The 18,938-nt window shown below is 73.5% G+C and carries 21 protein-coding genes; 14 read left to right on the top strand and 7 right to left on the bottom strand.

Annotation, left to right across the window (positions count from 1 at the left end):
- Nucleotide 1: 1 nt before the first annotated feature.
- Nucleotides 2–1,186 (top strand): sensor histidine kinase, encoded by a 1,185-nt coding sequence (locus ACZ60X_RS15070; RefSeq protein ID WP_469598433.1) that lies wholly within the window; start codon nucleotides 2–4, stop codon nucleotides 1,184–1,186.
- The gene (locus tag ACZ60X_RS15065; protein WP_469598082.1) at nucleotides 1,183–1,797 is read left to right on the top strand and encodes a response regulator; all 615 of its coding nucleotides are present in this window, start codon (nucleotides 1,183–1,185) and stop codon (nucleotides 1,795–1,797) included. The genes ACZ60X_RS15070 and ACZ60X_RS15065 overlap by 4 nt, the downstream gene beginning before the upstream one ends.
- Nucleotides 1,798–1,801: 4 nt before the next feature.
- Here ACZ60X_RS15065 and ACZ60X_RS15060 read toward each other — a convergent pair whose 3' ends face one another.
- Nucleotides 1,802–2,668, bottom strand: a complete 867-nt coding sequence (locus tag ACZ60X_RS15060) for a transglutaminase-like and tetratricopeptide repeat-containing protein (protein WP_469598080.1) — start codon at nucleotides 2,666–2,668, stop codon at nucleotides 1,802–1,804.
- A 7-nt stretch (nucleotides 2,669–2,675) separates the two neighbouring features.
- Nucleotides 2,676–3,725, bottom strand: coding sequence for a GNAT family N-acetyltransferase (locus ACZ60X_RS15055; RefSeq protein WP_469598077.1), 1,050 nt, complete (start codon nucleotides 3,723–3,725; stop codon nucleotides 2,676–2,678).
- Nucleotides 3,726–3,865: 140 nt separating this feature from the next.
- Here ACZ60X_RS15055 and fdxA point away from each other — a divergent pair, with 140 nt between their 5' ends.
- Nucleotides 3,866–4,192: a ferredoxin gene (fdxA, locus tag ACZ60X_RS15050; protein ID WP_469598075.1), complete on the top strand. Its 327-nt coding sequence runs from the start codon at nucleotides 3,866–3,868 to the stop codon at nucleotides 4,190–4,192.
- 124 nt (nucleotides 4,193–4,316) lie between these two features.
- On the top strand, nucleotides 4,317–5,420 hold the full coding sequence (locus ACZ60X_RS15045; protein WP_469598072.1) for a bifunctional succinyldiaminopimelate transaminase/glutamate-prephenate aminotransferase: 1,104 nt from the start codon (nucleotides 4,317–4,319) through the stop codon (nucleotides 5,418–5,420).
- Nucleotides 5,421–5,479: 59 nt separating this feature from the next.
- On the opposite strand, the gene ACZ60X_RS15040 is transcribed toward ACZ60X_RS15045, so the two are convergent.
- Together ACZ60X_RS15040 and ACZ60X_RS15035 are read right to left on the bottom strand one after the other, a co-directional pair.
- The gene (locus tag ACZ60X_RS15040) at nucleotides 5,480–5,902 is read right to left on the bottom strand and encodes an ATP-binding protein (RefSeq protein WP_469598070.1); all 423 of its coding nucleotides are present in this window, start codon (nucleotides 5,900–5,902) and stop codon (nucleotides 5,480–5,482) included.
- Between the two features lie 284 nt (nucleotides 5,903–6,186).
- Nucleotides 6,187–7,179, bottom strand: a complete 993-nt coding sequence (locus tag ACZ60X_RS15035; RefSeq protein WP_469598068.1) for a VldE C-terminal domain-containing protein — start codon at nucleotides 7,177–7,179, stop codon at nucleotides 6,187–6,189.
- A 97-nt stretch (nucleotides 7,180–7,276) separates the two neighbouring features.
- Here ACZ60X_RS15035 and dapE point away from each other — a divergent pair, with 97 nt between their 5' ends.
- Together dapE and ACZ60X_RS15025 are read left to right on the top strand one after the other, a co-directional pair.
- Nucleotides 7,277–8,356, top strand: a complete 1,080-nt coding sequence (gene dapE / locus ACZ60X_RS15030) for a succinyl-diaminopimelate desuccinylase (protein ID WP_469598066.1) — start codon at nucleotides 7,277–7,279, stop codon at nucleotides 8,354–8,356.
- A 115-nt stretch (nucleotides 8,357–8,471) separates the two neighbouring features.
- On the top strand, nucleotides 8,472–9,230 hold the full coding sequence (locus tag ACZ60X_RS15025; protein ID WP_469598064.1) for an LOG family protein: 759 nt from the start codon (nucleotides 8,472–8,474) through the stop codon (nucleotides 9,228–9,230).
- A 25-nt stretch (nucleotides 9,231–9,255) separates the two neighbouring features.
- Here the strand turns inward: ACZ60X_RS15025 and folP are convergent, their stop codons facing one another.
- Nucleotides 9,256–10,116, bottom strand: a complete 861-nt coding sequence (gene folP, locus ACZ60X_RS15020) for a dihydropteroate synthase (protein ID WP_469598062.1) — start codon at nucleotides 10,114–10,116, stop codon at nucleotides 9,256–9,258.
- A gap of 147 nt (nucleotides 10,117–10,263) precedes the next feature.
- On the opposite strand from folP, the gene ACZ60X_RS15015 reads away from it, so the two are divergent.
- Nucleotides 10,264–10,620, top strand: a complete 357-nt coding sequence (locus ACZ60X_RS15015; protein WP_469598059.1) for a DivIVA domain-containing protein — start codon at nucleotides 10,264–10,266, stop codon at nucleotides 10,618–10,620.
- Nucleotides 10,617–11,213 (top strand): DNA-3-methyladenine glycosylase I, encoded by a 597-nt coding sequence (locus tag ACZ60X_RS15010; protein WP_469598057.1) that lies wholly within the window; start codon nucleotides 10,617–10,619, stop codon nucleotides 11,211–11,213. Before ACZ60X_RS15015 ends, ACZ60X_RS15010 begins: the two co-directional genes overlap by 4 nt.
- A gap of 4 nt (nucleotides 11,214–11,217) precedes the next feature.
- Here the strand turns inward: ACZ60X_RS15010 and chcB are convergent, their stop codons facing one another.
- Complete coding sequence (chcB, locus tag ACZ60X_RS15005) at nucleotides 11,218–12,021, bottom strand: 2-cyclohexenylcarbonyl CoA isomerase (RefSeq protein WP_469598055.1); 804 nt, start codon at nucleotides 12,019–12,021, stop codon at nucleotides 11,218–11,220.
- A 370-nt stretch (nucleotides 12,022–12,391) separates the two neighbouring features.
- Here chcB and ACZ60X_RS15000 point away from each other — a divergent pair, with 370 nt between their 5' ends.
- Nucleotides 12,392–12,559 (top strand): DUF3117 domain-containing protein, encoded by a 168-nt coding sequence (locus tag ACZ60X_RS15000; RefSeq protein WP_003985072.1) that lies wholly within the window; start codon nucleotides 12,392–12,394, stop codon nucleotides 12,557–12,559.
- 88 nt (nucleotides 12,560–12,647) lie between these two features.
- On the opposite strand, the gene ACZ60X_RS14995 is transcribed toward ACZ60X_RS15000, so the two are convergent.
- Nucleotides 12,648–13,346 (bottom strand): O-methyltransferase, encoded by a 699-nt coding sequence (locus ACZ60X_RS14995; protein ID WP_469598431.1) that lies wholly within the window; start codon nucleotides 13,344–13,346, stop codon nucleotides 12,648–12,650.
- A gap of 235 nt (nucleotides 13,347–13,581) precedes the next feature.
- Between ACZ60X_RS14995 and sigE the strand changes: the two genes are divergently transcribed.
- From sigE to ACZ60X_RS14970, 5 genes are all read left to right on the top strand, one after another.
- Nucleotides 13,582–14,292, top strand: a complete 711-nt coding sequence (gene sigE, locus ACZ60X_RS14990) for an RNA polymerase sigma factor SigE (protein WP_469598050.1) — start codon at nucleotides 13,582–13,584, stop codon at nucleotides 14,290–14,292.
- Nucleotides 14,289–15,362, top strand: coding sequence for a zf-HC2 domain-containing protein (locus tag ACZ60X_RS14985; protein WP_469598048.1), 1,074 nt, complete (start codon nucleotides 14,289–14,291; stop codon nucleotides 15,360–15,362). Before sigE ends, ACZ60X_RS14985 begins: the two co-directional genes overlap by 4 nt.
- Before the next feature lie 272 nt (nucleotides 15,363–15,634).
- Nucleotides 15,635–17,398 (top strand): S1C family serine protease, encoded by a 1,764-nt coding sequence (locus ACZ60X_RS14980; protein WP_469598045.1) that lies wholly within the window; start codon nucleotides 15,635–15,637, stop codon nucleotides 17,396–17,398.
- Nucleotides 17,399–17,483: 85 nt separating this feature from the next.
- A complete protein-coding gene (locus ACZ60X_RS14975) occupies nucleotides 17,484–17,951 on the top strand; it encodes a sec-independent translocase (RefSeq protein WP_469598042.1) in 468 nt (155 codons plus the stop codon).
- Between the two features lie 295 nt (nucleotides 17,952–18,246).
- Nucleotides 18,247–18,915 carry a hypothetical protein gene (locus ACZ60X_RS14970; protein ID WP_469598039.1) on the top strand — a complete coding sequence of 223 codons (669 nt, stop codon included), beginning with the start codon at nucleotides 18,247–18,249 and terminating at the stop codon, nucleotides 18,913–18,915.
- Nucleotides 18,916–18,938 lie beyond the last annotated feature (23 nt).

Below are 18,938 nucleotides of genomic sequence, written 5' to 3'. Positions count from 1 at the left end.
CATGACGGATGACCAGACGGGCGGCGCCTGGCAGGACACGGCCATGGGCCGGCCGCCCCGCAACCGGCGCGAGCTGAGGGTCAAACTGCTCTGGATCGGCGTGTGGCTGGTCTTCCTCAGCTCGCCGGTGGGCGACCTCGCCGGCGGTCACCACACCACGGGCGCCACCGTCGCCGGCGCCCTCGGCCTCGCCGCGTTCGTCGGCGCGTACCTCTCGCTGGTCTTCCGCCGCATGGGAAAGCCCTTCTCGCCGCGCGTGACCGTCTCGCTGATCGCGGTCCTCGGCGTCCTCGCCCCCGTCCTGGCCTACGGCCTCGGCAGCGCCTGGCTCGGGCTGTTCGTCTACGTCTCGGTGGCCTGCGGTGCGACCCTGCCGCTGCGGGCGGCGTACTGGGCGATCCCGGCGACGGGCGCGGTGATGTACCTCGTGGGCCTGCACTCCGACGAGAAGGAGGCCCGCGGGCTGTTTCTGCTGGTGGTCCTCATCGGGTTCGCCATGACCGGCGTGGGCCAGCTCATCCGTACCACCATCGAGTTGCGCAAGGCGCGGGCCACCGTCGCGCAGCTCGCCGCCAACGAGGAGCGGCTGCGCCTCGCCCGCGACCTGCACGACCTGCTCGGCCACTCCCTGTCCCTGATCACGCTGAAGAGCGAGCTGGCCGGCCGGATGCTGCCCGGCCACCCGGACAAGGCGGCCCAGCAGGTCGCCGACATCGAGCAGGTCAGCCGGCAGGCGCTGGTCGACGTCCGCGAGGCCGTCACCGGCTACCGGCGCCCCCGGCTCGCCGCCGAACTCGCCGGCACCCAGGTCGCCCTGAGCGCGGCCGGCATCTCCGCGGACATGCCCGCCGAACCCGGCCTCGCCGGAGTCCAGGAGGAGTCCGAGGCCGCGCTCGCCTGGGCGCTGCGCGAGGCGGTCACCAACGTGGTCCGGCACAGCGGCGCCGACCGCTGCCTGGTCCGGTTCACCCACCGCCAGACCCTCGACGGCCCGGTCCTCGAACTCTGCGTCGAGGACAACGGAGCCGGCGGCGTCGGCAGTGCCCCGGGCAACGGCCTGACCGGACTGACGGAGCGGCTGGAGAAGGTCGGCGGCACCTTGGAGGCGAGCTGGATCAAGCACGGATTCCGCCTGGTCGCCCGTGTCCCCACGGCCCCGCCGGGGCACGTAGGATCCGGGGCATGACGCGCACGATCAAGGTCCTGCTGGCCGAGGACCAGTCGATGGTCCGCGAGGCGCTGGCCGCGTTGCTCGGTCTGGAGGAGGACATCGAGGTCGTCGCCCAGGTCGCGCGCGGCGACCAGGTGCTGGCCGCCGTCGGCGCGCACGACGTGGACGTGGCCCTGCTCGACATCGAGATGCCCGGCTGCACCGGCATCGAGGCGGCCGCCCGGGTGCACCGGGAGTTTCCGCACGTCAAACTGGTCGTCCTGACCACCTTCGGCCGGCCCGGCTATCTGCGCAGCGCCATGGAGGCGGGTGCCGACGCCTTCCTCGTCAAGGACGCCCCGGCCGCCCAGCTCGCCGAGGCGGTCCGCAAGGTACTCGCCGGCGAGCGGGTCATCGACCCCACCCTGGCCGCCGCCGCGCTCGCCGAGGGCGCCAACCCCCTCACCGAGCGCGAGCGCGAGGTGCTGCGCGCGGCGGCCGACGGCGCGACCAACGCCGAACTGGCCGGGGCCCTCCACCTCTCCCAGGGCACGGTCCGCAACTACCTCTCGACGGCCATCCAGAAGCTGGCGGTCCGCAACCGGGCGGAGGCGGTGCGGACGGCCCGCGAGAAGGGGTGGCTCTGACACGTCAGTTGAGCATCGCGCGGGCGGTGTGCGCCTCCCGGCGCACCGTGCGGGCGATGGACTCGTCGACGACCTCGATCAGGTCGGCGTAGGCGTCCAGTTCCTCCGCGCCGGAGACGAACTCCCCGCGCCGCACCAGTAGTTGGCCCCGCTCGTAGCGCAGCCGCGCCGGATGCGAGGGCACCAGCAGCGCCAGCTCGACGGCGCACAGCGCCACGTCCGACCGCTCGGGCCGGGCCGCGGCCCACGCCCGGATGTTGTTGAGGATCCGCTGGACGACCTCCAGCGGCGCCGCGGGCTGGAGCATGGCGGGGTCCAGCGGCGCTCCCGTGGCCCCGACCACGAGCAGCTCGGCGTCGGCCCCGGTCAGCACCTGGCCGCCGTCGAAGGGGTCGGCCAGCACCTGCTCCTGCGCCGGGCCGAACCCCACCACGAAGTGGCCCGGCAGCGCGACCCCGTACGCCGGGGCCCCGGCCCGCCGGGCGACCTCCAGCCACACCACCGACAGCAGGATGGGCAGCCCGCGCCGCCGCCGCAGCACCTCGTGCAGCAGGGAGGACTCCAGCCGCTGGTAGTCGCCGGGGGTGCCGTGGAACGCGTAGCGCTCGCCCAGCAGCCGTCGTACGGCCTCCGCCCACGCGCGCGGGCCGCCCGGCCGGTACGGCAGCTCGCCGGCCAGCCGGTCCAGTTCCAGCTGCGCGGCGTCGATCCCGGCCTCGTCCAGCGAGCCGTCCGCCGCGGCACCGATCAGCAGGCACAGCGCGGACAGGTCCCCTCGCTCGGCGCGCGCCTCCTCGGCGAACCTCCGGCGCAGCTCGGCGGCCCGCTCCGGCGAGGGCGGATGCGGCGGCGGGAGGTGCGGATGGCGCATGACGGGCTCAGACCTCCTCGGCCGGCTCTTCCGGCGCCCGGTAGTGGTGGTAGGCGTGGTGCGGGGCGAAGCCCAGCGCCGTGTACAGGGCGCGTGCGCCCTCGTTGTCCGCCTCGACCTGGAGCCAGGCCGCCGACGCGCCCTCGTCCAGCGCCCGCCGGGCCAGCGCGGCCATCACCTCCGTGGCGAGCCCCCGGCGGCGCCGGGCGGGGTCCACCTCGACGGCGGCGAACCCGGCCCACCGCCCGTCCACGACACACCGCCCGATCGCCGCGGGCGGCGCGCCCGCGGCGCCGGGCACGGTCGCGAACCACACCGACGGGCCTGCCCCACTTTCGGTTTCGCTCAAGCGGGGGGACCCGCAGCTCAGCACCCGCAGGGCCACCTCGCTCACCCCCTTGCGCCGGTACCTGGCCAGCCACGCCTCGTCCGCCTCGCGGGCCAGGGCCACGCCCGCGCCCTCGGCCCGGTCCGCGACCGGTGCCAGGGCACCGGTCCACACCTCCGCGGTCACCTCGCGCACCCAGCCCCGCCGCTCCAGCTCCGCGCACAGCATCTCCTGCGTGCCCTCGGCGCCGGTGGCGGTCTGGACGTACGCGGGCAGACCGCGCTCGCCGTACCAGCGTCGTACGGCCGCCAGGGCCGCGTCGAGGGGGAGTCCGGGATCGCCGAGCGGCAGCACGCTGTTGGCCCTCCGCGTGAATCCGGAGGCCGCCCGCAGCTCCCACTCGCCCAGCCGCTCGCTCTCCACCGGCCGCCAGCCGCGTGAGACGACGCGCGCCAGCTCCTCGTAGGAGGCCGCGGGCCCCCGGCGGCGGGCGGGAGCCGCCGGCACGACCTTGCCGGCTACCAGGATGTCTTCCGGGATGCGGACACTTTCTCCGTTCCGCCGTGTGATCATGAGCACGCCATTGGTCCATGATGTGAGAACACCCACCGTGTCGGTGAACTTCTCCGATGTCGCTCCAGGTGCTTCCAAGCACCGCACGGACACGCGTTTGCCCACGTCAGCAGGGGTAATGCGGACCACCAGACGTCCTGCCGCCGAGATTTCCACCGGTCAGTTCACCCCTCCTGTTCGGATCATGCTCCGGAACGGAGATACTAGGGGCGGGCATCGACGACGCCGCGCTCCCGCGCGCCAGGCGGCGGAGCCTGAGGAGGCCCGCCAGCGCCCTATGGAGGAGGAACGACAGCGTGACCTACGTCATCGCGCAGCCTTGTGTCGATCTCAAGGACAAGGCGTGCATCGAGGAGTGCCCGGTCGACTGCATTTACGAGGGCTCCCGGTCCTTGTACATCCATCCGGACGAATGCGTCGACTGTGGTGCCTGTGAACCGGTCTGCCCGGTCGAGGCGATCTTCTACGAGGACGACGTCCCGGAGGAGTGGAAGGACTACTACAAGGCCAATGTCGAGTTCTTCGACGACCTGGGCTCGCCCGGCGGCGCCAGCAAGCTGGGGCTGATCGAGCGCGACCACCCCTTCGTCGCCGCGCTGCCGCCGCAGAACAGCGAACACTGATCCGCTAGCGGCCGGTAACGCGCAGCCTCGGTCCCGTACGGCCTCGATCGCCTTCGATCACCGCCGGACGGGACCGAGGCGTTTGCCGTACCGGACGTGCACGTACGAAAGCGAGCCCCCGACCGTGTCCGCAGTCTCCGACCGCCTTCCTGTCTTCCCCTGGGACAAGCTGGAGCCGTACAAGAAGACGGCCGCCGCACACCCCGGCGGGATCGTCGACCTCTCCGTGGGCACCCCGGTCGACCCGGTGCCCGAGCTGATCCAGAAGGCCCTGATCGACGCGGCCGACTCCCCGGGCTACCCGACCGTGTGGGGCACGCCGGCGCTGCGCGACGCGATCACCGGCTGGCTGGAGCGCCGTCTCGGCGCCCGCGACCTCACCCACCGCCATGTCCTGCCGGTGGTCGGCTCCAAGGAGCTGGTGGCCTGGCTGCCGACCCAGCTGGGCCTCGGCCCCGGCGACACGGTGGCCTACCCGCGCCTCGCCTACCCGACGTACGAGGTGGGCGCCCGCCTCGCCCGCGCGGAGCACGAGGTCTACGAGGATCCCCGCGACCTGGACCCCTGCGGCCTGAAGCTCCTCTGGCTGAACTCGCCGTCGAACCCGACCGGCAGGGTGCTGTCCAAGGAGGACCTGACGAGCATCGTCGCCTGGGCCCGCGCCCACGGCGTCCTCGTCGTCTCCGACGAGTGCTACCTGGAGCTGGGCTGGGAGGCCGACCCGGTCTCGGTGCTGCACCCGGACGTCAACGGCGGCTCGTACGACGGCGTCGTGGCCGTCCACTCCCTGTCCAAGCGCTCCAACCTGGCGGGCTACCGCGCGGCCTTCGTCGCCGGCGACCCGGCCGTCCTCGGCCCGCTGCTGGAGATCCGCAAGCACGGCGGCATGATGACCTCGGCGCCGACCCAGGCGGCCGTGGTGGCAGCCCTCGGCGACGACGCCCACGTCCGCGAGCAGCGCGAGCGCTACGCCGCCCGCCGCGCGGCCCTGCGCACCGCCCTGCTCGGCCACGGCTTCCGCATCGAGCACAGTGAGGCCAGCCTCTACCTGTGGGCCACCAGGGACGAGTCCTGCTGGGACACCGTCGCCCACCTGGCCGGCCTCGGCATCCTCGTGGCGCCGGGCGACTTCTACGGCGAGGCGGGCGCGACGTTCGTCAGGGTGGCCTTCACGGCGACGGACGAACGGGTCCGGGCGGCGGTGGAGCGCCTGAAGGGCCAGGCCTGACACACACAGCGACGGGGCCCGGGAAACGCCCCGGACCCCGTCGTCGTGACGCCGTCGGCTCAGCTCAGCGGCAGCCCCTGCACCGGCAGGTTGGTCGCCGGCAGCGCGCCGCCCTTCGTCGCACCGGACGCGGCGTCCCCGAGGACGTGCCCCGCCGTCCCGGCCACGCTGCCCGCGGCCTGCTGCGCCACCGGCGCCGTCTTGCGCAGGGCGCCGCCGCCGGTCTGGCCGGCGGCCGGAACGGTCGTCCCGACCACCCTGCCGCCCGCGTTGCCCGCGAGCGTGGTGACGTTCTGCGCGGCGGCGTCGGCGGTGTTGGCGGCGTGCGAGGCGTCCAGGGCGGTCAGGCCGCCCACGTTCGGGGCCGCCGCGGGCTCGTTCGGGGCCGCATTGGCGGAGCCGGCCGCACCGACCCCGGCTGCCGCTCCCGCTGCGACGAGCAGCGCGGTACGGGCGATCCGGCGGGTCAGAGGGAGGGACATGATGCTCCATTCGACGGAAGAGAACGGTGTGGGTCCGGGCCCGTCCGGGCTCGGACGCCGTGACTACCGCTCGAAGCCCGCGAAGGTTGCGGACGCCCCAGGTAACGAATGGATAACGCATCGCATTATCGGGTGTGGATAAAAACGGGCAAAAGAGCGTCCGCCGGACACCCCGCAGAATCCTTACCGCCCTTGATTTCCAAGGGTTTCCGAGAGCGGCACGGGGCCGGCCCGCCCGCTGCGGCGCGCCGCGGCCGCGCAACCCTCCGGAGTGACCGCCCGTACTACTGTCCGGTCACGATCCGGACGACCCCCGCGGACTGCTCCGCGCCGCCGGCCCCGCCCGACGCGACCGGCTTCCACCGGCTGCCGGTGCTCCCGGCGTCCCACTCGCGCCCCGCGTACGACACCCGCTGGACGTGCAGCGCCGAGGAGTTCGCGACCGCCCACTGGGCCAGCTGCCAGCCCCGCTCGCGCTCGTCGTACCCGCCGGCGTCCGTGCGCGCGCCCTGGGGCACCGGAACGGTCACCGTCCGCCCCTGCGCGGTCGCGGTCACACTCGGCGACGGCGACGGCGAGGGCACCGGCACGCCGCCCACCTCCGCACCGGTCTCCTGCAACGCGTCGCGCCCGAAGTCCCGTACCAGCGCGCTGCGTACGGCGTCCGGGCCGGTTGCGGAGACCCCCGCCTGCGGGCGGCCGTCGCAGGTCAGCGTGGCCGCCGCGGTTCCGGTCAGCGCCGCCGCCAGCAGCGTGGCGTCCGGCTCGTGCTTGGCGTACGCCTCCGGGTAGCCGCTGCGCTGCACCTGCTGGGCCGCGTCGGTCAGCGGCAGTTCGGCGTAGCCCGGCACCCTCGCCAGGTGCGCGTAGAAGATGCCCGCCGCGTAGGCCGGGTCCATGATCTGCTCCTGGCTGCCCCAGCCCTGCGAGGGCCGCTGCTGGAACAGGCCCAGCGAATCGCGGTCGCCGTGCTCGATGTTGCGCAGGCCCGACTCCTGCAGGGCCGTGGCGAGCGCGATCGTCACGGCCCGCACGGGCATGTGGCGCCCGGTGCCGACGGCCGCGATCGTCGCCGCGTTCTGCGCCTGCTCCGGCGTGAACTCGTACGACGCCCCGGCGCCGTCGGCCGACACCACCGTGCAGCCGCGCGCTCCGCCGCCTCCGGTGACGTACTGCACCACGAGATAGGCGGCGACGCCGCACAGGACCAACAGGGCCGCCGAGAAACGGAAAAGGCGGCCGCGACGCTTGGGAGAGGTGGGGGACGGCTCTGGCACGCGTACAAGGTACTGGAGCGGCGCCGGGGCCCTGTGAGGGGTCAACGGAGAGCGCTTGCACACCCGTTCCCGGCAGGTCCCGCGTTAGGGTCGGGGCATGGCCGACACCTCCCTTGACCTCACGCTCGACGCCGCCGCGCTCACCGCGCGGCTCGTGGACCTCCCCTCCGTCAGCGGCACCGAGAAGCCCCTCGCGGACGCGATCGAGACCGCGCTGCGGGCCCTGCCGCACCTGACGGTGGACCGCCACGGCAACAACGTGATCGCCCGTACGCGTCTGGGCCGCTCCGAGCGCGTCATCCTGGCCGGCCACATCGACACCGTGCCCATCGCGGACAACGTCCCCTCCCGGCTGGACGAGAACGGCGTGCTGTGGGGCTGCGGCACCTGCGACATGAAGTCCGGCGTGGCGGTGCAGCTGCGCATCGCGGCCACGGTCCCCGCTCCCAACCGCGACCTGACCTTCGTCTTCTACGACAACGAGGAGGTCGAGGCCGAGCGCAACGGCCTGGGGCACGTCGCCGAGGCCCATCCGGAGTGGCTCGCAGGCGACTTCGCGGTCCTGCTGGAGCCGTCCGACGGCCAGGTCGAGGGCGGCTGCCAGGGCACCCTGCGGATGCTGCTGAAGACCACGGGCGAGCGTGCGCACTCGGCGCGCTCCTGGATGGGATCCAACGCCATCCACGCGGCGGCCCCGATCCTGGCCCGCCTGGCCGCGTACGAGCCGCGCCACCCGGTCATCGACGGCCTGGAGTACCGCGAGGGCCTGAACGCCGTCCGTATCGGCGGCGGGGTCGCCGGCAACGTCATCCCCGACGAGTGCGTGGTGACCGTCAACTTCCGCTACGCCCCCGACCGCACCGAGGAGGAGGCGATCGCGCACGTCCGCGAGGTCTTCGCCGACTGCGGGGTGACGGAGTTCGTGGTCGACGACCACAGCGGCGGCGCGCTGCCCGGCCTGTCCCACCCGGCCGCGGCGGCCTTCATGGAGGCGGTCGGCGGCACCCCGCGGCCCAAGTACGGCTGGACGGACGTCTCCCGCTTCGCCGCGCTCGGCATCCCCGCCGTCAACTACGGCCCGGGCAACCCGCTCCTGGCGCACAAGCGGGACGAGCGGGTGGAGACGGCCACGGTCCTCGCGGGCGAGGAGCGGCTGCGGGCGTGGCTCACGGCGTGACGGCCGGGCGGGCGCCCGGTACCGGCGCTGCGCACCGGACATCGTGACGTCCCCCCTCCGTAACCCGCGGCGATCTAGTCTGAGATCGAACTACCCGCAAGCGGAGGGAGCGCACATGGCTACCGGCAACCCCGAGGGAAAGAAGATCCCGCCGGACGAGCAGCGCATGGGTCCCGTCCTCCGGCGGCGCGGACAGGTGATCGCCGGCACGACCGACCAGCGGCTGCTGGACGAGCGCGCCCCCACGGACTGGGTGCACACCGACCCCTGGCGGGTCCTGCGGATCCAGTCGGAGTTCATCGAGGGCTTCGGTGCGCTCGCCGAACTCCCGTCCGCCATCAGCGTGTTCGGCTCGGCGCGCACGCCGGAGGGCTCCCCGGAGTACGACGCGGGCGTCCGGCTCGGCCGGGGCCTGGTGGAGGCGGGCTGGGCGGTGATCACCGGCGGCGGCCCGGGCGCGATGGAGGCGGCCAACCGGGGCGCCAGCGAGGCGGGCGGCATCTCGGTCGGCCTGGGCATCGAGCTGCCCTTCGAACAGGGCCTGAACCCGTACGTCGACATCGGCCTGAACTTCCGCTACTTCTTCGTCCGGAAGATGATGTTCGTCAAGTACGCGCAGGGCTTCGTGGTCCTGCCCGGCGGCCTCGGCACCCTCGACGAACTCTTCGAGGCCCTGACCCTGGTCCAGACGCAGAAGGTCACCCGTTTCCCGATCGTCCTCTTCGGCAGCGAGTACTGGGGCGGCCTGGTCGACTGGCTGAAGGACACCCTGGTCGCCCAGGGCAAGGCCGCGGAGAAGGACCTCCTGCTCTTCCACGTCACGGACGAGGTGGAGGAGGCGGTGGCCCTGGTCTCCAAGGAAGCGGCCCGCTGACGCCGGGCGCGCGCCGGCGGCGCGGTCAGGCCAGGCCGCGCCGCGCCACCGCCGGGGGACGGTGGCCGGCGATGGCCGCGACCATGTCCAGGACCTGCCGCGTCTGGTCCACCTCGTGCACCCGGTACACCTGCGCGCCCAGCCACGCCGACACCGCGGTCGTCGCCAGCGTGCCGATCAGCCGTTCCTTGACCGGGCGGTCCAGGCACTCGCCCACGAAGTCCTTGTTGGACAGGGAGACCAGCACCGGCCAGCCCGCCTCGACCATCTCCGGCAGCCGCCGCGTCGCCTCCAGGCTGTGGCGCGTGTTCTTGCCGAAGTCGTGCCCGGGATCGATCAGCACCGACTCCCGGGGCACGCCCAGCGACACCGCCCGTTCGGCCAGCCCGACCGTCACCTCGAGGATGTCGGCCATGACGTCGTCGTACGTCACCCGGTGCGGGCGGGTGCGCGGCTGGACGCCGCCCGCGTGCGTGCACACCAGCCCCGCCTTGTACCGCGCCGCGACCTCCGCCAGCGCGGGGTCGACCCCGCCCCAGGCGTCGTTCAGCAGGTCCGCGCCCGCCTCGCACACCGCCTCGCCGACCTCGGCCCGCCAGGTGTCCACGCTGATGATCACGTCCGGGAAGCGCCGCCGCACCTCCGCCACGAAGCCGACCGTCCGCCGGGCCTCCTCCTCGGCCGTGACCTCCTCGCCCGGCCCCGCTTTCACCCCGCCGATGTCGATGATCGCGGCGCCCTCGGCCACCGCCTGCTCCACGCGCGCGAGGGCGGGCTCGTCACGGAAGGTGGCCCCCTGGTCGTAGAAGGAGTCGGGGGTCCGGTTCACGATCGCCATGATCACCGGCTCGTGGGGCCCGAATTCCCGCTTGCCCAGCCTGAGCATCTGCTGTGACCTCTCCTCGTGCGTTCCGCAGTACGGCCGCCTGCGACCCTAACTGGCACACTCGCATGGCACGATCGGAGCCTGACAGTTTCAGCGTCCGGCGGCGGCTTCGGTGTCCGTCCGGCAGAGAGCGTGGGGACCCTGGCGATGGTGATGTTCTTGTTCCTGGTCGTCGCGCTGGCCGTCGTGGTCGCCGCGGTGACCCTCGCCGTGGTGGGCGGCGGCGAGAGCGGCCCGCTGCCCGAGGTGGCGCCGGAGCGGCTCCAGGACCCGCTGCCCGCGGACCGCCCGGTGGCCCGCGCCGACGTCGAGAGCCTGCGCTTCCCGCTCGTCCCGCGCGGCTACCGCATGGCGGACGTCGACGACGCCCTCGGCCGCCTCGCGGCCGAACTCGCCGAGCGGGACGCCCGGATCTCCGACCTGGAGTCGGCGCTGGCCGGTGCCAGAGCCGCGGCGGCCCACGTCCACCTGGACAAGCCCGACCGCCCGGAGGACCAGCGATGAGCGACCGAGCCGCCCTCGCCGGACCCGACGGCGCCCTGCGCTGCCCGTGGGCCCTGTCCACCGACGACTACGTCGCGTACCACGACGAGGAGTGGGGCCGCCCGGTCCACGGCGACGACGCCCTCTTCGAGCGGATCAGCCTGGAGGCCTTCCAGTCCGGCCTGTCCTGGATCACGATCCTGCGCCGCCGCCCTGGCTTCCGCGCGGCCTTCGCCGGCTTCCGCATCGAGAAGGTCGCCGCCTTCACGGACGACGACCGCGAGCGCCTGCTGGCGGACGCGGGCATCATCCGCAACCGCGCCAAGATCGATGCCACGCTCGCCAACGCGCGCGTGCTCGCCGACTGGGCGGAGGGCGAGCTGGACGAGCTGATCTGGTCCCACGCCCCGGACCCGGCCGGCCGCGCCGCCCCGAAGACGCTCTCCGACGTCCCGGCCGTCACCCCGGAGTCCACGGCCCTGTCCAAGGCCCTGAAGAGGCGGGGCCTGAGATTCGTGGGCCCGACGACGGCGTACGCGCTGATGCAGGCGTGCGGGCTGGTGAACGACCACCTGGAGACCTGCGTGAGCCGTACGAGGCCGCCCGCCCGCTGACCGCTCACCGGCCCAGGTACTTCGGCTTCTCCTTGTCGACGAAGGCCCGCACGGCGATCGCGTGGTCCTCGGACTGCCCCGCCCGCGCCTGCAGCTCGTCCTCCTTCTCCAGCGTCTGCGCCAGCGAGTGCGACAGCCCGAACGCCACCGCCTCCTTGAGCGCCGCGTACGCCACCGTCGGTCCCTCGGCCAGCGCCCGCGCCACCTTCCGGGCCTCGGCGCCCAGCTCGGCGGAGGGGACGACCCGGTTGGCGATGCCCAGCTGAAGGGCGTCCTGCGCGCTGATGGTGCGCGGGAAGAGCAGCAGGTCGGTGGCGCGGCTCGGGCCGATCACCCGCGGCAGGGTCCAGGAGACGCCGGAGTCGGCGGTCAGCGCGACGCCCGCGAAGGAGGTGTTGAAGGAGGCCGTGTCGGCGACCAGCCGGTAGTCCGCCGCGAGCGCGAAGCCGAGACCGGCGCCGGCCGCGACGCCGTTCACCGCGGCGACGACGGGCTTCGGCGCCCCGGCGAGCGCGGCCACGATCGGGTTGTAGTGCTCCTTGACCGTGCTCATCGTCTGCCCGGACCCGCTCTCGCGGTCGGCCGCGAGCAGCCCGATGTGCTCCTTGAGGTCCTGGCCCACGCAGAACGCCCGGTCCCCGGCCGCGGTCAGCAGGATCGCCCGTACGGCGGTGTCCCGGGCCGCGGCCTGCGCCGCCTCCCGCAGCGCCACCTTCGTCGCGATGTTCAGCGCGTTCATGGCCTCGGGGCGGTTCAGCGTGATCGTCGCGAGTCCGTCGCTCACCTCGTAGAGCACGGTGTCGGCCATGGGGCATCCCCTCCGGTGTCGCGGGTGACGTACCGCTCAGTACGTCCGTGTACGAAGCACAGCATGGCGGAGATCACCGGCCAAGGGCCGGAGCGGACGTGTGACCTGCGTCAAAGAAAACCGGAGCGGAGTCGGCGGGCGGATGTCCGTGCGGTGGCGAAGTATCGCAGCCACATCCCCGAATTGGGTGGTTTTGCTCGCGCGCGTTGCCCAAGCGATGCCGACCGATGTTGGTCATCGGGTCCTGCGATGCGGGATAATGGCTGGGAAGCAATGTGTTCGATGCCGGTGTCGCGTGTCCGATCCCGGGCCGCGGATGCCCTCCGGGCTGTCGGCAGACGATGAGCTGGTTTCAGGAAGGGGAACGAGCATGGCGGCCATGAAGCCGCGGACGGGTGATGGCCCGCTCGAGGTGACCAAGGAGGGGCGGGGCATCGTCATGCGCGTTCCGCTCGAAGGCGGCGGTCGGCTCGTCGTCGAGCTGACCCCTGACGAGGCCAAGGCGCTCGGTGAGGCCCTGGAGAAGGTCACCGTCTGACGCGAACAGCGATCTTGTCCTTACGTCTGCCCCGGCATCGTACGTGCTGCCGGGGCAGACGCGTACCCGGCCCTGGCGGCGCACGGTCTCACCTCTTGACGGCGCACAGCAGCCCGTCGCCCACCGGCAGCAGCGAGGACACCAGCTCCTGGCTCTCGCGCACCGAACGCAGCAGCTCGCGCAGCCGCAGCACCTCCGTCGGCTGCGGCCCCGAGTCGACCGTGCGTCCGCTCGCGAAGACGCCCTCGAAGACCACCAGACCGCCCGGCCGCAGCAGGCGCAACGATTCAGCGAGATAGTCGGAGTACTCCTGGCGGTCGCCGTCGCAGAAGACGAGGTCGTAGCCCGCGTCCGCGAGCCGGGGCAGGACGTCCAGGGCGCGGCCCGGGATGAACCGGGCCCGGTTGCTGGCGAAGCCGCAGGCGCGGAAGGCCTGCCGGGCGAACTGCTGGTGGTCCGGCTCGGGGTCGACCGTGGTGAGCACCCCGTCCGGGCGCATGCCGTGCAGCAGATGGATTCCGGACACCCCGCAGCCCGTGCCGATCTCGGCGACGGCCTTGGCGTCCACGGAGGCGGCGAGCAGTCGCAGCGCGGCGCCCGTGCCGGGCGACACCGAGCGCAGCCCTGCTTCACGGGCCCGGTCACGGGCCCAGAGCAGCGCTTCGTCCTCGGCGACGTAGGCGTCGGCGAACGCCCAGCTCGTCTGCCGGTTGCCGGTAATGACCCTCTCCTGTCCCCGTGGTTGCCTGGGCGTGACTGTATCCGTTGGCGGCGGGAACCCGCAGATGGGACCGGACGTTTGAGGGGGTGGGACGGTGGCCGGATGCGCGACGGGGGGGTATGAGGTGGAGCAGGGCACCGAGCAACTGCTGACGCAGCGGCATGAGCCGTATCAGCAAGTATCAAATTCTCGTAAAACCGCTTATCCGGAGCTAACGGGCGAGGTGGCTATGGTAGGGGCTCCACTGGACACCACCAGAGCCGACAGGGGAGGTGCGGCTGCGCCCGGAGACCGGGGCGGAGTGCTGCGGCGCTTCCTCGGGTCGGCGGGCAGGCCGAAATCCGTGACCGACACCGCTGCTGACCACCACGCCGGTCTCGCCGCAGGCGAGACCCAGACCGCGACCTTCTCCACCGACGCGGACGGGCAGGCGTGGACTCCGCCCACGTGGGAGGAGATCGTCAGCACGCACAGCGCCCGGGTCTACCGCCTGGCCTACCGCCTGACGGGCAACCAGCACGACGCCGAGGACCTCACCCAGGAGGTCTTCGTCCGCGTCTTCCGCTCCCTGTCGACGTACTCGCCGGGCACGTTCGAGGGCTGGCTGCACCGCATCACCACCAACCTCTTCCTGGACATGGTCCGGCGCAAGCAGCGCATCCGCTTCGACGCCCTCGGCGAGGACGCGGCCGAGCGCCTGGCCAGCCGTGAGCCCACCCCGCAGCAGCTCTTCAACGACGCGCACTTCGACGCCGACGTCCAGCAGGCCCTCGACACCCTGGCGCCCGAGTTCCGCGCCGCCGTCGTCCTGTGCGACATCGAGGGGCTGTCGTACGAGGAGATCGCCGCGACCCTCGGCGTCAAGCTGGGCACGGTCCGCTCCCGGATCCACCGCGGCCGCTCCCAGCTCCGCAAGGCCCTCGCGCACCGCTCCCCGGAGGCCCGCGCGGCCGAGCGGCGCTCCTTCCTGACCCGTGTCCCCGCTCTGAGGGGAGGGGGCGCGACCGCGTGAGTGGATCCCGGCCGAAACCTGCGGCGAAGGCGCACCTCGCAGAGCAGCACCTGGGAGACCGACTCTCCGCCCTGGTGGACGGAGAGCTCGGTCATGAGTCGCGTGAGCGGGTCCTCGCGCACCTGGCCACGTGTGCCCGGTGCAAGGCGGAGGCCGACGCCCAGCGCCGACTGAAGAGCGTGTTCGCGCAGGCGGCCCCGCCCCCGCCCTCGGCGAGCCTGCTGGCCCGCCTCCAGCGCCTGCCCGGCGGTGACCTGGACGACGGCGCGCCCCCGCCCGGGGACGGCCTGTTCGGACGGGACGCGCGGGAGCAGCCCGGGGGAAGAGCCGGCGGTCCCGGCACGACCGCCCTGTCCGGCGTCTCCGGGATCCCGGGCGTCTTCGGATCACGCCGTGGTGAGCGCTTCGCGTTCGGCTACGTTCCGGTCCGGCAAGACGAGCACGATACGGCCCCCTCCACGCCCGTGGTCCCCGCGGCCCACGAGCGCGGCTTCCGCGTCCATCCCGTCGGCCGTCCCGTCGACGGGCGCGGTGCCACCCGCGGTCTGCGGTTCGCGGTCGCCGCCGCCGGCGCGGTGTCCCTGGCCGCGGTCGCCCTGGGCGGCGTGACCACCGCGCTGCCCGGCGACACGACCGCGGACGCCCGCGGCGGTGCGGGCAGCGTCGTCCCGGCCCGCTCGGCCGGCTCGGGCGCGGGCGCCGCCACGCCCGAGAGCCAGCGCCGCCGCGCGACCGCGCCCCTGGCCGTCCAGGGGGGCGCGCTGCTCGGCCAGACGTCGGTGGCCCCGACCTCGATCTCCGCACCCCTGGTGCCCGGAGTGCCGGCCGCCGTCCCCGGGCCGGGCGGCACGGTGCGCGGTCTGCTGGCGCCGGTGATGGCCGGCGCGGCCGCCGTCTCCCCGCTGATACGTCCGCTCGACGACACCGTGGTCTATCCCCTCACCTCGTGGTCCATGGTCCCCGCAGCGACCGGCTCCGGCCTGCTGTCCGCCCCCGTCCCCAGCGCGCCGTCCCCCACGGCGCCCACCGCTCCCGCACCGTCCCCCTCCGTGCCTTGGCACACGCCCTGACCGGCCACTGCGTCTCGGCCCGCGAACCTGGTTGAATCCTGTGAGGGCCGTTCCCGCGGCGATGACCCGGGGGCGTAGCCGACGTTCCGCGCCCGCCGCCGAAGCGCGCGGCCGCGACCAGCCGTGGGGAGAGCATGAACGAGGGGAACCGTGTCCCGCCGGGGGAGGAACCGGCGGGACCGGACGGACCAGCGCCGGGCGACCGCGCGGGGAGCGGGTCCCCGGGGGGCGGGGACGAGGTGACGGCGGCCCGGGCGGGAAGGGCCGAGGCCGTGAGGGGCGAGGAGGAGGGGCCCGGAGGGGCCCCGCTCGGCGCCGAGGCGGACACGGCGGCTTCGGCGCGGGCCGAGGGCGGGACCGTGGCCGTGACCGACGGAGACTTCGAACTGGCCAAGCCGGCACCGGCCCCCGCGCGGGACGCGGAGGTTCGCGGTGCCGCCGCGTCCGGTGCCGGCGGGTCCCCCGAGGCCGGCGTGGCTGACGGGACCTCGGCGGTGCGGGCCGGCGGACCGGCCGCGGCCCCTGCCGGGGAAACCGCCTGGGCGGCTCCCACGGAGCGTCCCAAGCCACTGCACGAACCGGATCCCTACGGCACACCGCCGTACGGCGAGCCGGGCCCCTGGGCCCCCGCACCACCCGTCCAGCACCCGGCGGCTCCCCCCACGCCCGCCGCTCCGGCACCGGCCGCGTCCCTGCCGGCGCTCGGCCCGGACCTGCCCGCGCCAGCCCCTTCCACCCCCGGTGCCGGGCCCTGTGCGGCCACCGCTCCGACCCCCGACGCACCGGCCCCCGGCACCCTCACGCACACCGTCGGCCAGGGTGATCCGTGGGGACGGTACGACCCCTGGGCGGCCGGTTCGCCGCGGGAACAAGCGCTGCGGTACGGGGTCCCGCAGCCGAGCGGGGCCGGAGTGGTCGGGGAGCTGAGGAGCGGCAGACGGCTGGTGGTGGGGTGGACCGTGGTGGTCGCCCTCGTCGCCGCCGTCGTCGGCGGGATCGTCGGCGCGTACGTCGAGCGTCAGGGGATCGGCGGTGACGTGCACCTGCCGCAGGCCGGCCGGGTGCCCGGCGGGCGGGCGCCGGACAGCGTGGCCGGGATAGCCGCCCGCGCGCTGCCCGGCGTCGTCACCCTGCACGTCAGCGGAACCGACCAGACCGACACCGGCACCGGATTCGTGCTCGACGCGCAGGGCCACATCCTCACCAACAACCACGTCGTCGCCCCCGCCGGATCGAGCGGCGCGATAACGGTGACCTTCAGCAGCGGCGACAGCGTCAAGGCCAAGGTGATCGGCCACGACAGCGGGTACGACCTCGCCGTCGTACAGGTCCACGGCGTACACGGGCTGACCCCGCTGCCCCTCGGCGACTCCGACGGCGTCCGGGTCGGCGACCCCGTCGTCGCCATCGGCGCCCCCTTCGACCTGGCCAACACCGTCACCTCCGGCATCATCAGCGCCAAGGAGCGGCCCATCACGGCGGGCGGCGAGAAGGGCGACGGGAGCGATGTCTCGTACGTCGACGCCCTGCAGACCGACGCGCCCATCAACCCGGGCAATTCCGGCGGGCCCCTGCTCGACTCCCAGGCCCGGGTGATCGGCATCAATTCCGCCATCCGCTCCGCCGACAGCGGCTCCGACTCCAGCGGCGGCCAGGCCGGTTCCATAGGCCTCGGCTTCGCGATCCCGGTGAACCAGGCCAAGCGCGTCGCCGAGGAGCTGATCGACGACGGCCACGCGACCCATCCGGTGATCGGTGTCACCCTCGACATGGCGTACACCGGCGACGGCGCCCGTATCGACAGCAAGAGCGCGAGCGGCGGGCCCGCCGTCAGCAAGGGCGGCCCCGCCGACCGGGCCGGCCTGCGGGCGGGCGACGTGATCACCGGGGCCGACGGACAGCCCGTGCACACCGCCCAGGAACTGATCGTCAGGATCCGCGCCCACCGGCCCGGCGACCGGCTGCGCCTGACGGTCCGGCGCGACGGTACGGATCGGGAGGTCCCGCTGGTCCTGGGCGCGGCGGAGCGGAACTGACAGAAGTCTCACCCAGGACGGTACCGGTCGGACGGGAACGCCGGGTACCGTGGAGCGACCGAGGACATCGCACTGGGAGCGTCAGGTGTTCAATGACATAGGGCCAATGGAGCTGTTGACGATCATCGTGATCGCCGTGCTCGTGTTCGGTCCGGACAAGCTCCCCAAGGTCATCCAGGACGTGACGCGCACGATCCGGAAGATCCGCGAGTTCTCGGAGAGCGCGAAGCAGGACATCCGGGAGGAATTGGGCCCCGAGTTCAAGGATTTCGAATTCGAGGACCTCAACCCCAAGACGTTCATCCGCAAGCAGCTGGACAACGACGAGCTGGGGCTGAAGGAGATCCGCAACGGCTTCGACCTGAAGAAGGAGATGGCCGAGGTCACCGACGCCGTCAACGGCCGGGACGTCGCGGCCTCGTCGTCGTCCGGGTCGTCGCCTTCCTCCGTGTCGCCCTCGGCCTCCGGTTCCGGCGGGCGCGTCGACATGACCAAGAAGCCCGACGAGCCCGGCAAGGACGACCGGCCGCCCTTCGACACGGACGCCACCTGACCCCGCCCGGCTGATCCCGTTTCGCCCGGGGATACCGCCCGGGCTCGTGTCCGGGACGTCGTCCGGCCGCCACCGACACGCGCACCGGCGCGTGCCGCGTACGTGACGCGTTTCATAGCGCGCCCCCGGCGCATACGGCGTGAACAGGTCGTTCGTACGACTCACACACCGATTGCCTGCCCTGCCGTACTCGTTCGTGTGGATATGCTGCCGAGTTGTTGTGCGGACCGGACGAGTACGCCCGAAGGGGGGCGGGCCGCCCCGGCCCGACGAGAGCGAGGAGGCGTCCGGGCAGATGGAGACGACGAGTCGGGTGGGCGCGCAGGCGCCGGCCGCGGAGGGCGGACAGCAGGCCCCCTCCGCCCGGCGTACGGTCGACGGTTATCTGCAGGCGCCCTTCCCCTGGTACGGCCTGGACGAGGCGTTCACCGGGCCGCGCTGGCTGATGCAGGTCGGTACGGCGGCCGACGGCGCCGTCGAGCACGGTTCGATCGGGCACGGTGACGAACCCTCCGTACGGGGCGAGACCGGCTCCGCCGGTGAGGCGCGGGAGAAGTTCGCGGTGGTGGTCACCGTCGCCGCGCACCCGTCCCGGCGCAGCGCCGACGGCACGGGGCTGCTGGAGGCCACGTCTGTGTCCTCGGCGGCATGGCTGGCCGGCGTGGGGCTGCTGTCGTTCACCTGGCCCGGTCAGATGGACCACAGCCTGCGGGACGACTGGCTGGAGCAGCAGACGGAGACCGCGTGGGCTCTGGCGGACGATCTGGAGGGACCGGAGTGGAGCAGGCTCTCCCTGCCGGTGGACGGGGTCGCGGCCTCGTTCCACTACCGGGAGTCCGAGTACGGCTGGGTGCTCGCCGGTACCACGGAGGCGGGGGTGCACCTGGGGGCGTACGGGCGGGGGATGAGCGCGTACGGTCTGGGGTTCGCCACCGTCAAGGACATCGCCGCGTACGCCGCCTAGCGGGAGCCGTCCGGGACCGCCGC

It is taken from the genome of Streptomyces sp. NPDC104106, from assembly GCF_055584345.1.
The sequence above is the reverse complement of the archived record's forward strand: the minus strand, read 5'-3'. Positions and strand labels throughout refer to the sequence as shown.

Coding starts and splice junctions, on each gene's coding strand:
- ACZ60X_RS15070 (WP_469598433.1), top strand. CDS start 2: ATGACGGATGACCAGACGGGCGGCGCCTGGCAGGACACGGCCATGGGC.
- ACZ60X_RS15065 (WP_469598082.1), top strand. CDS start 1,183: ATGACGCGCACGATCAAGGTCCTGCTGGCCGAGGACCAGTCGATGGTC.
- ACZ60X_RS15060 (WP_469598080.1), bottom strand. CDS start 2,668: ATGCGCCATCCGCACCTCCCGCCGCCGCATCCGCCCTCGCCGGAGCGG.
- ACZ60X_RS15040 (WP_469598070.1), bottom strand. CDS start 5,902: ATGTCCCTCCCTCTGACCCGCCGGATCGCCCGTACCGCGCTGCTCGTC.
- dapE (WP_469598066.1), top strand. CDS start 7,277: ATGGCCGACACCTCCCTTGACCTCACGCTCGACGCCGCCGCGCTCACC.
- ACZ60X_RS15025 (WP_469598064.1), top strand. CDS start 8,472: ATGGCTACCGGCAACCCCGAGGGAAAGAAGATCCCGCCGGACGAGCAG.
- folP (WP_469598062.1), bottom strand. CDS start 10,116: ATGCTCAGGCTGGGCAAGCGGGAATTCGGGCCCCACGAGCCGGTGATC.
- ACZ60X_RS15015 (WP_469598059.1), top strand. CDS start 10,264: ATGGTGATGTTCTTGTTCCTGGTCGTCGCGCTGGCCGTCGTGGTCGCC.
- ACZ60X_RS15010 (WP_469598057.1), top strand. CDS start 10,617: ATGAGCGACCGAGCCGCCCTCGCCGGACCCGACGGCGCCCTGCGCTGC.
- chcB (WP_469598055.1), bottom strand. CDS start 12,021: ATGGCCGACACCGTGCTCTACGAGGTGAGCGACGGACTCGCGACGATC.
- ACZ60X_RS15000 (WP_003985072.1), top strand. CDS start 12,392: ATGGCGGCCATGAAGCCGCGGACGGGTGATGGCCCGCTCGAGGTGACC.
- ACZ60X_RS14970 (WP_469598039.1), top strand. CDS start 18,247: ATGGAGACGACGAGTCGGGTGGGCGCGCAGGCGCCGGCCGCGGAGGGC.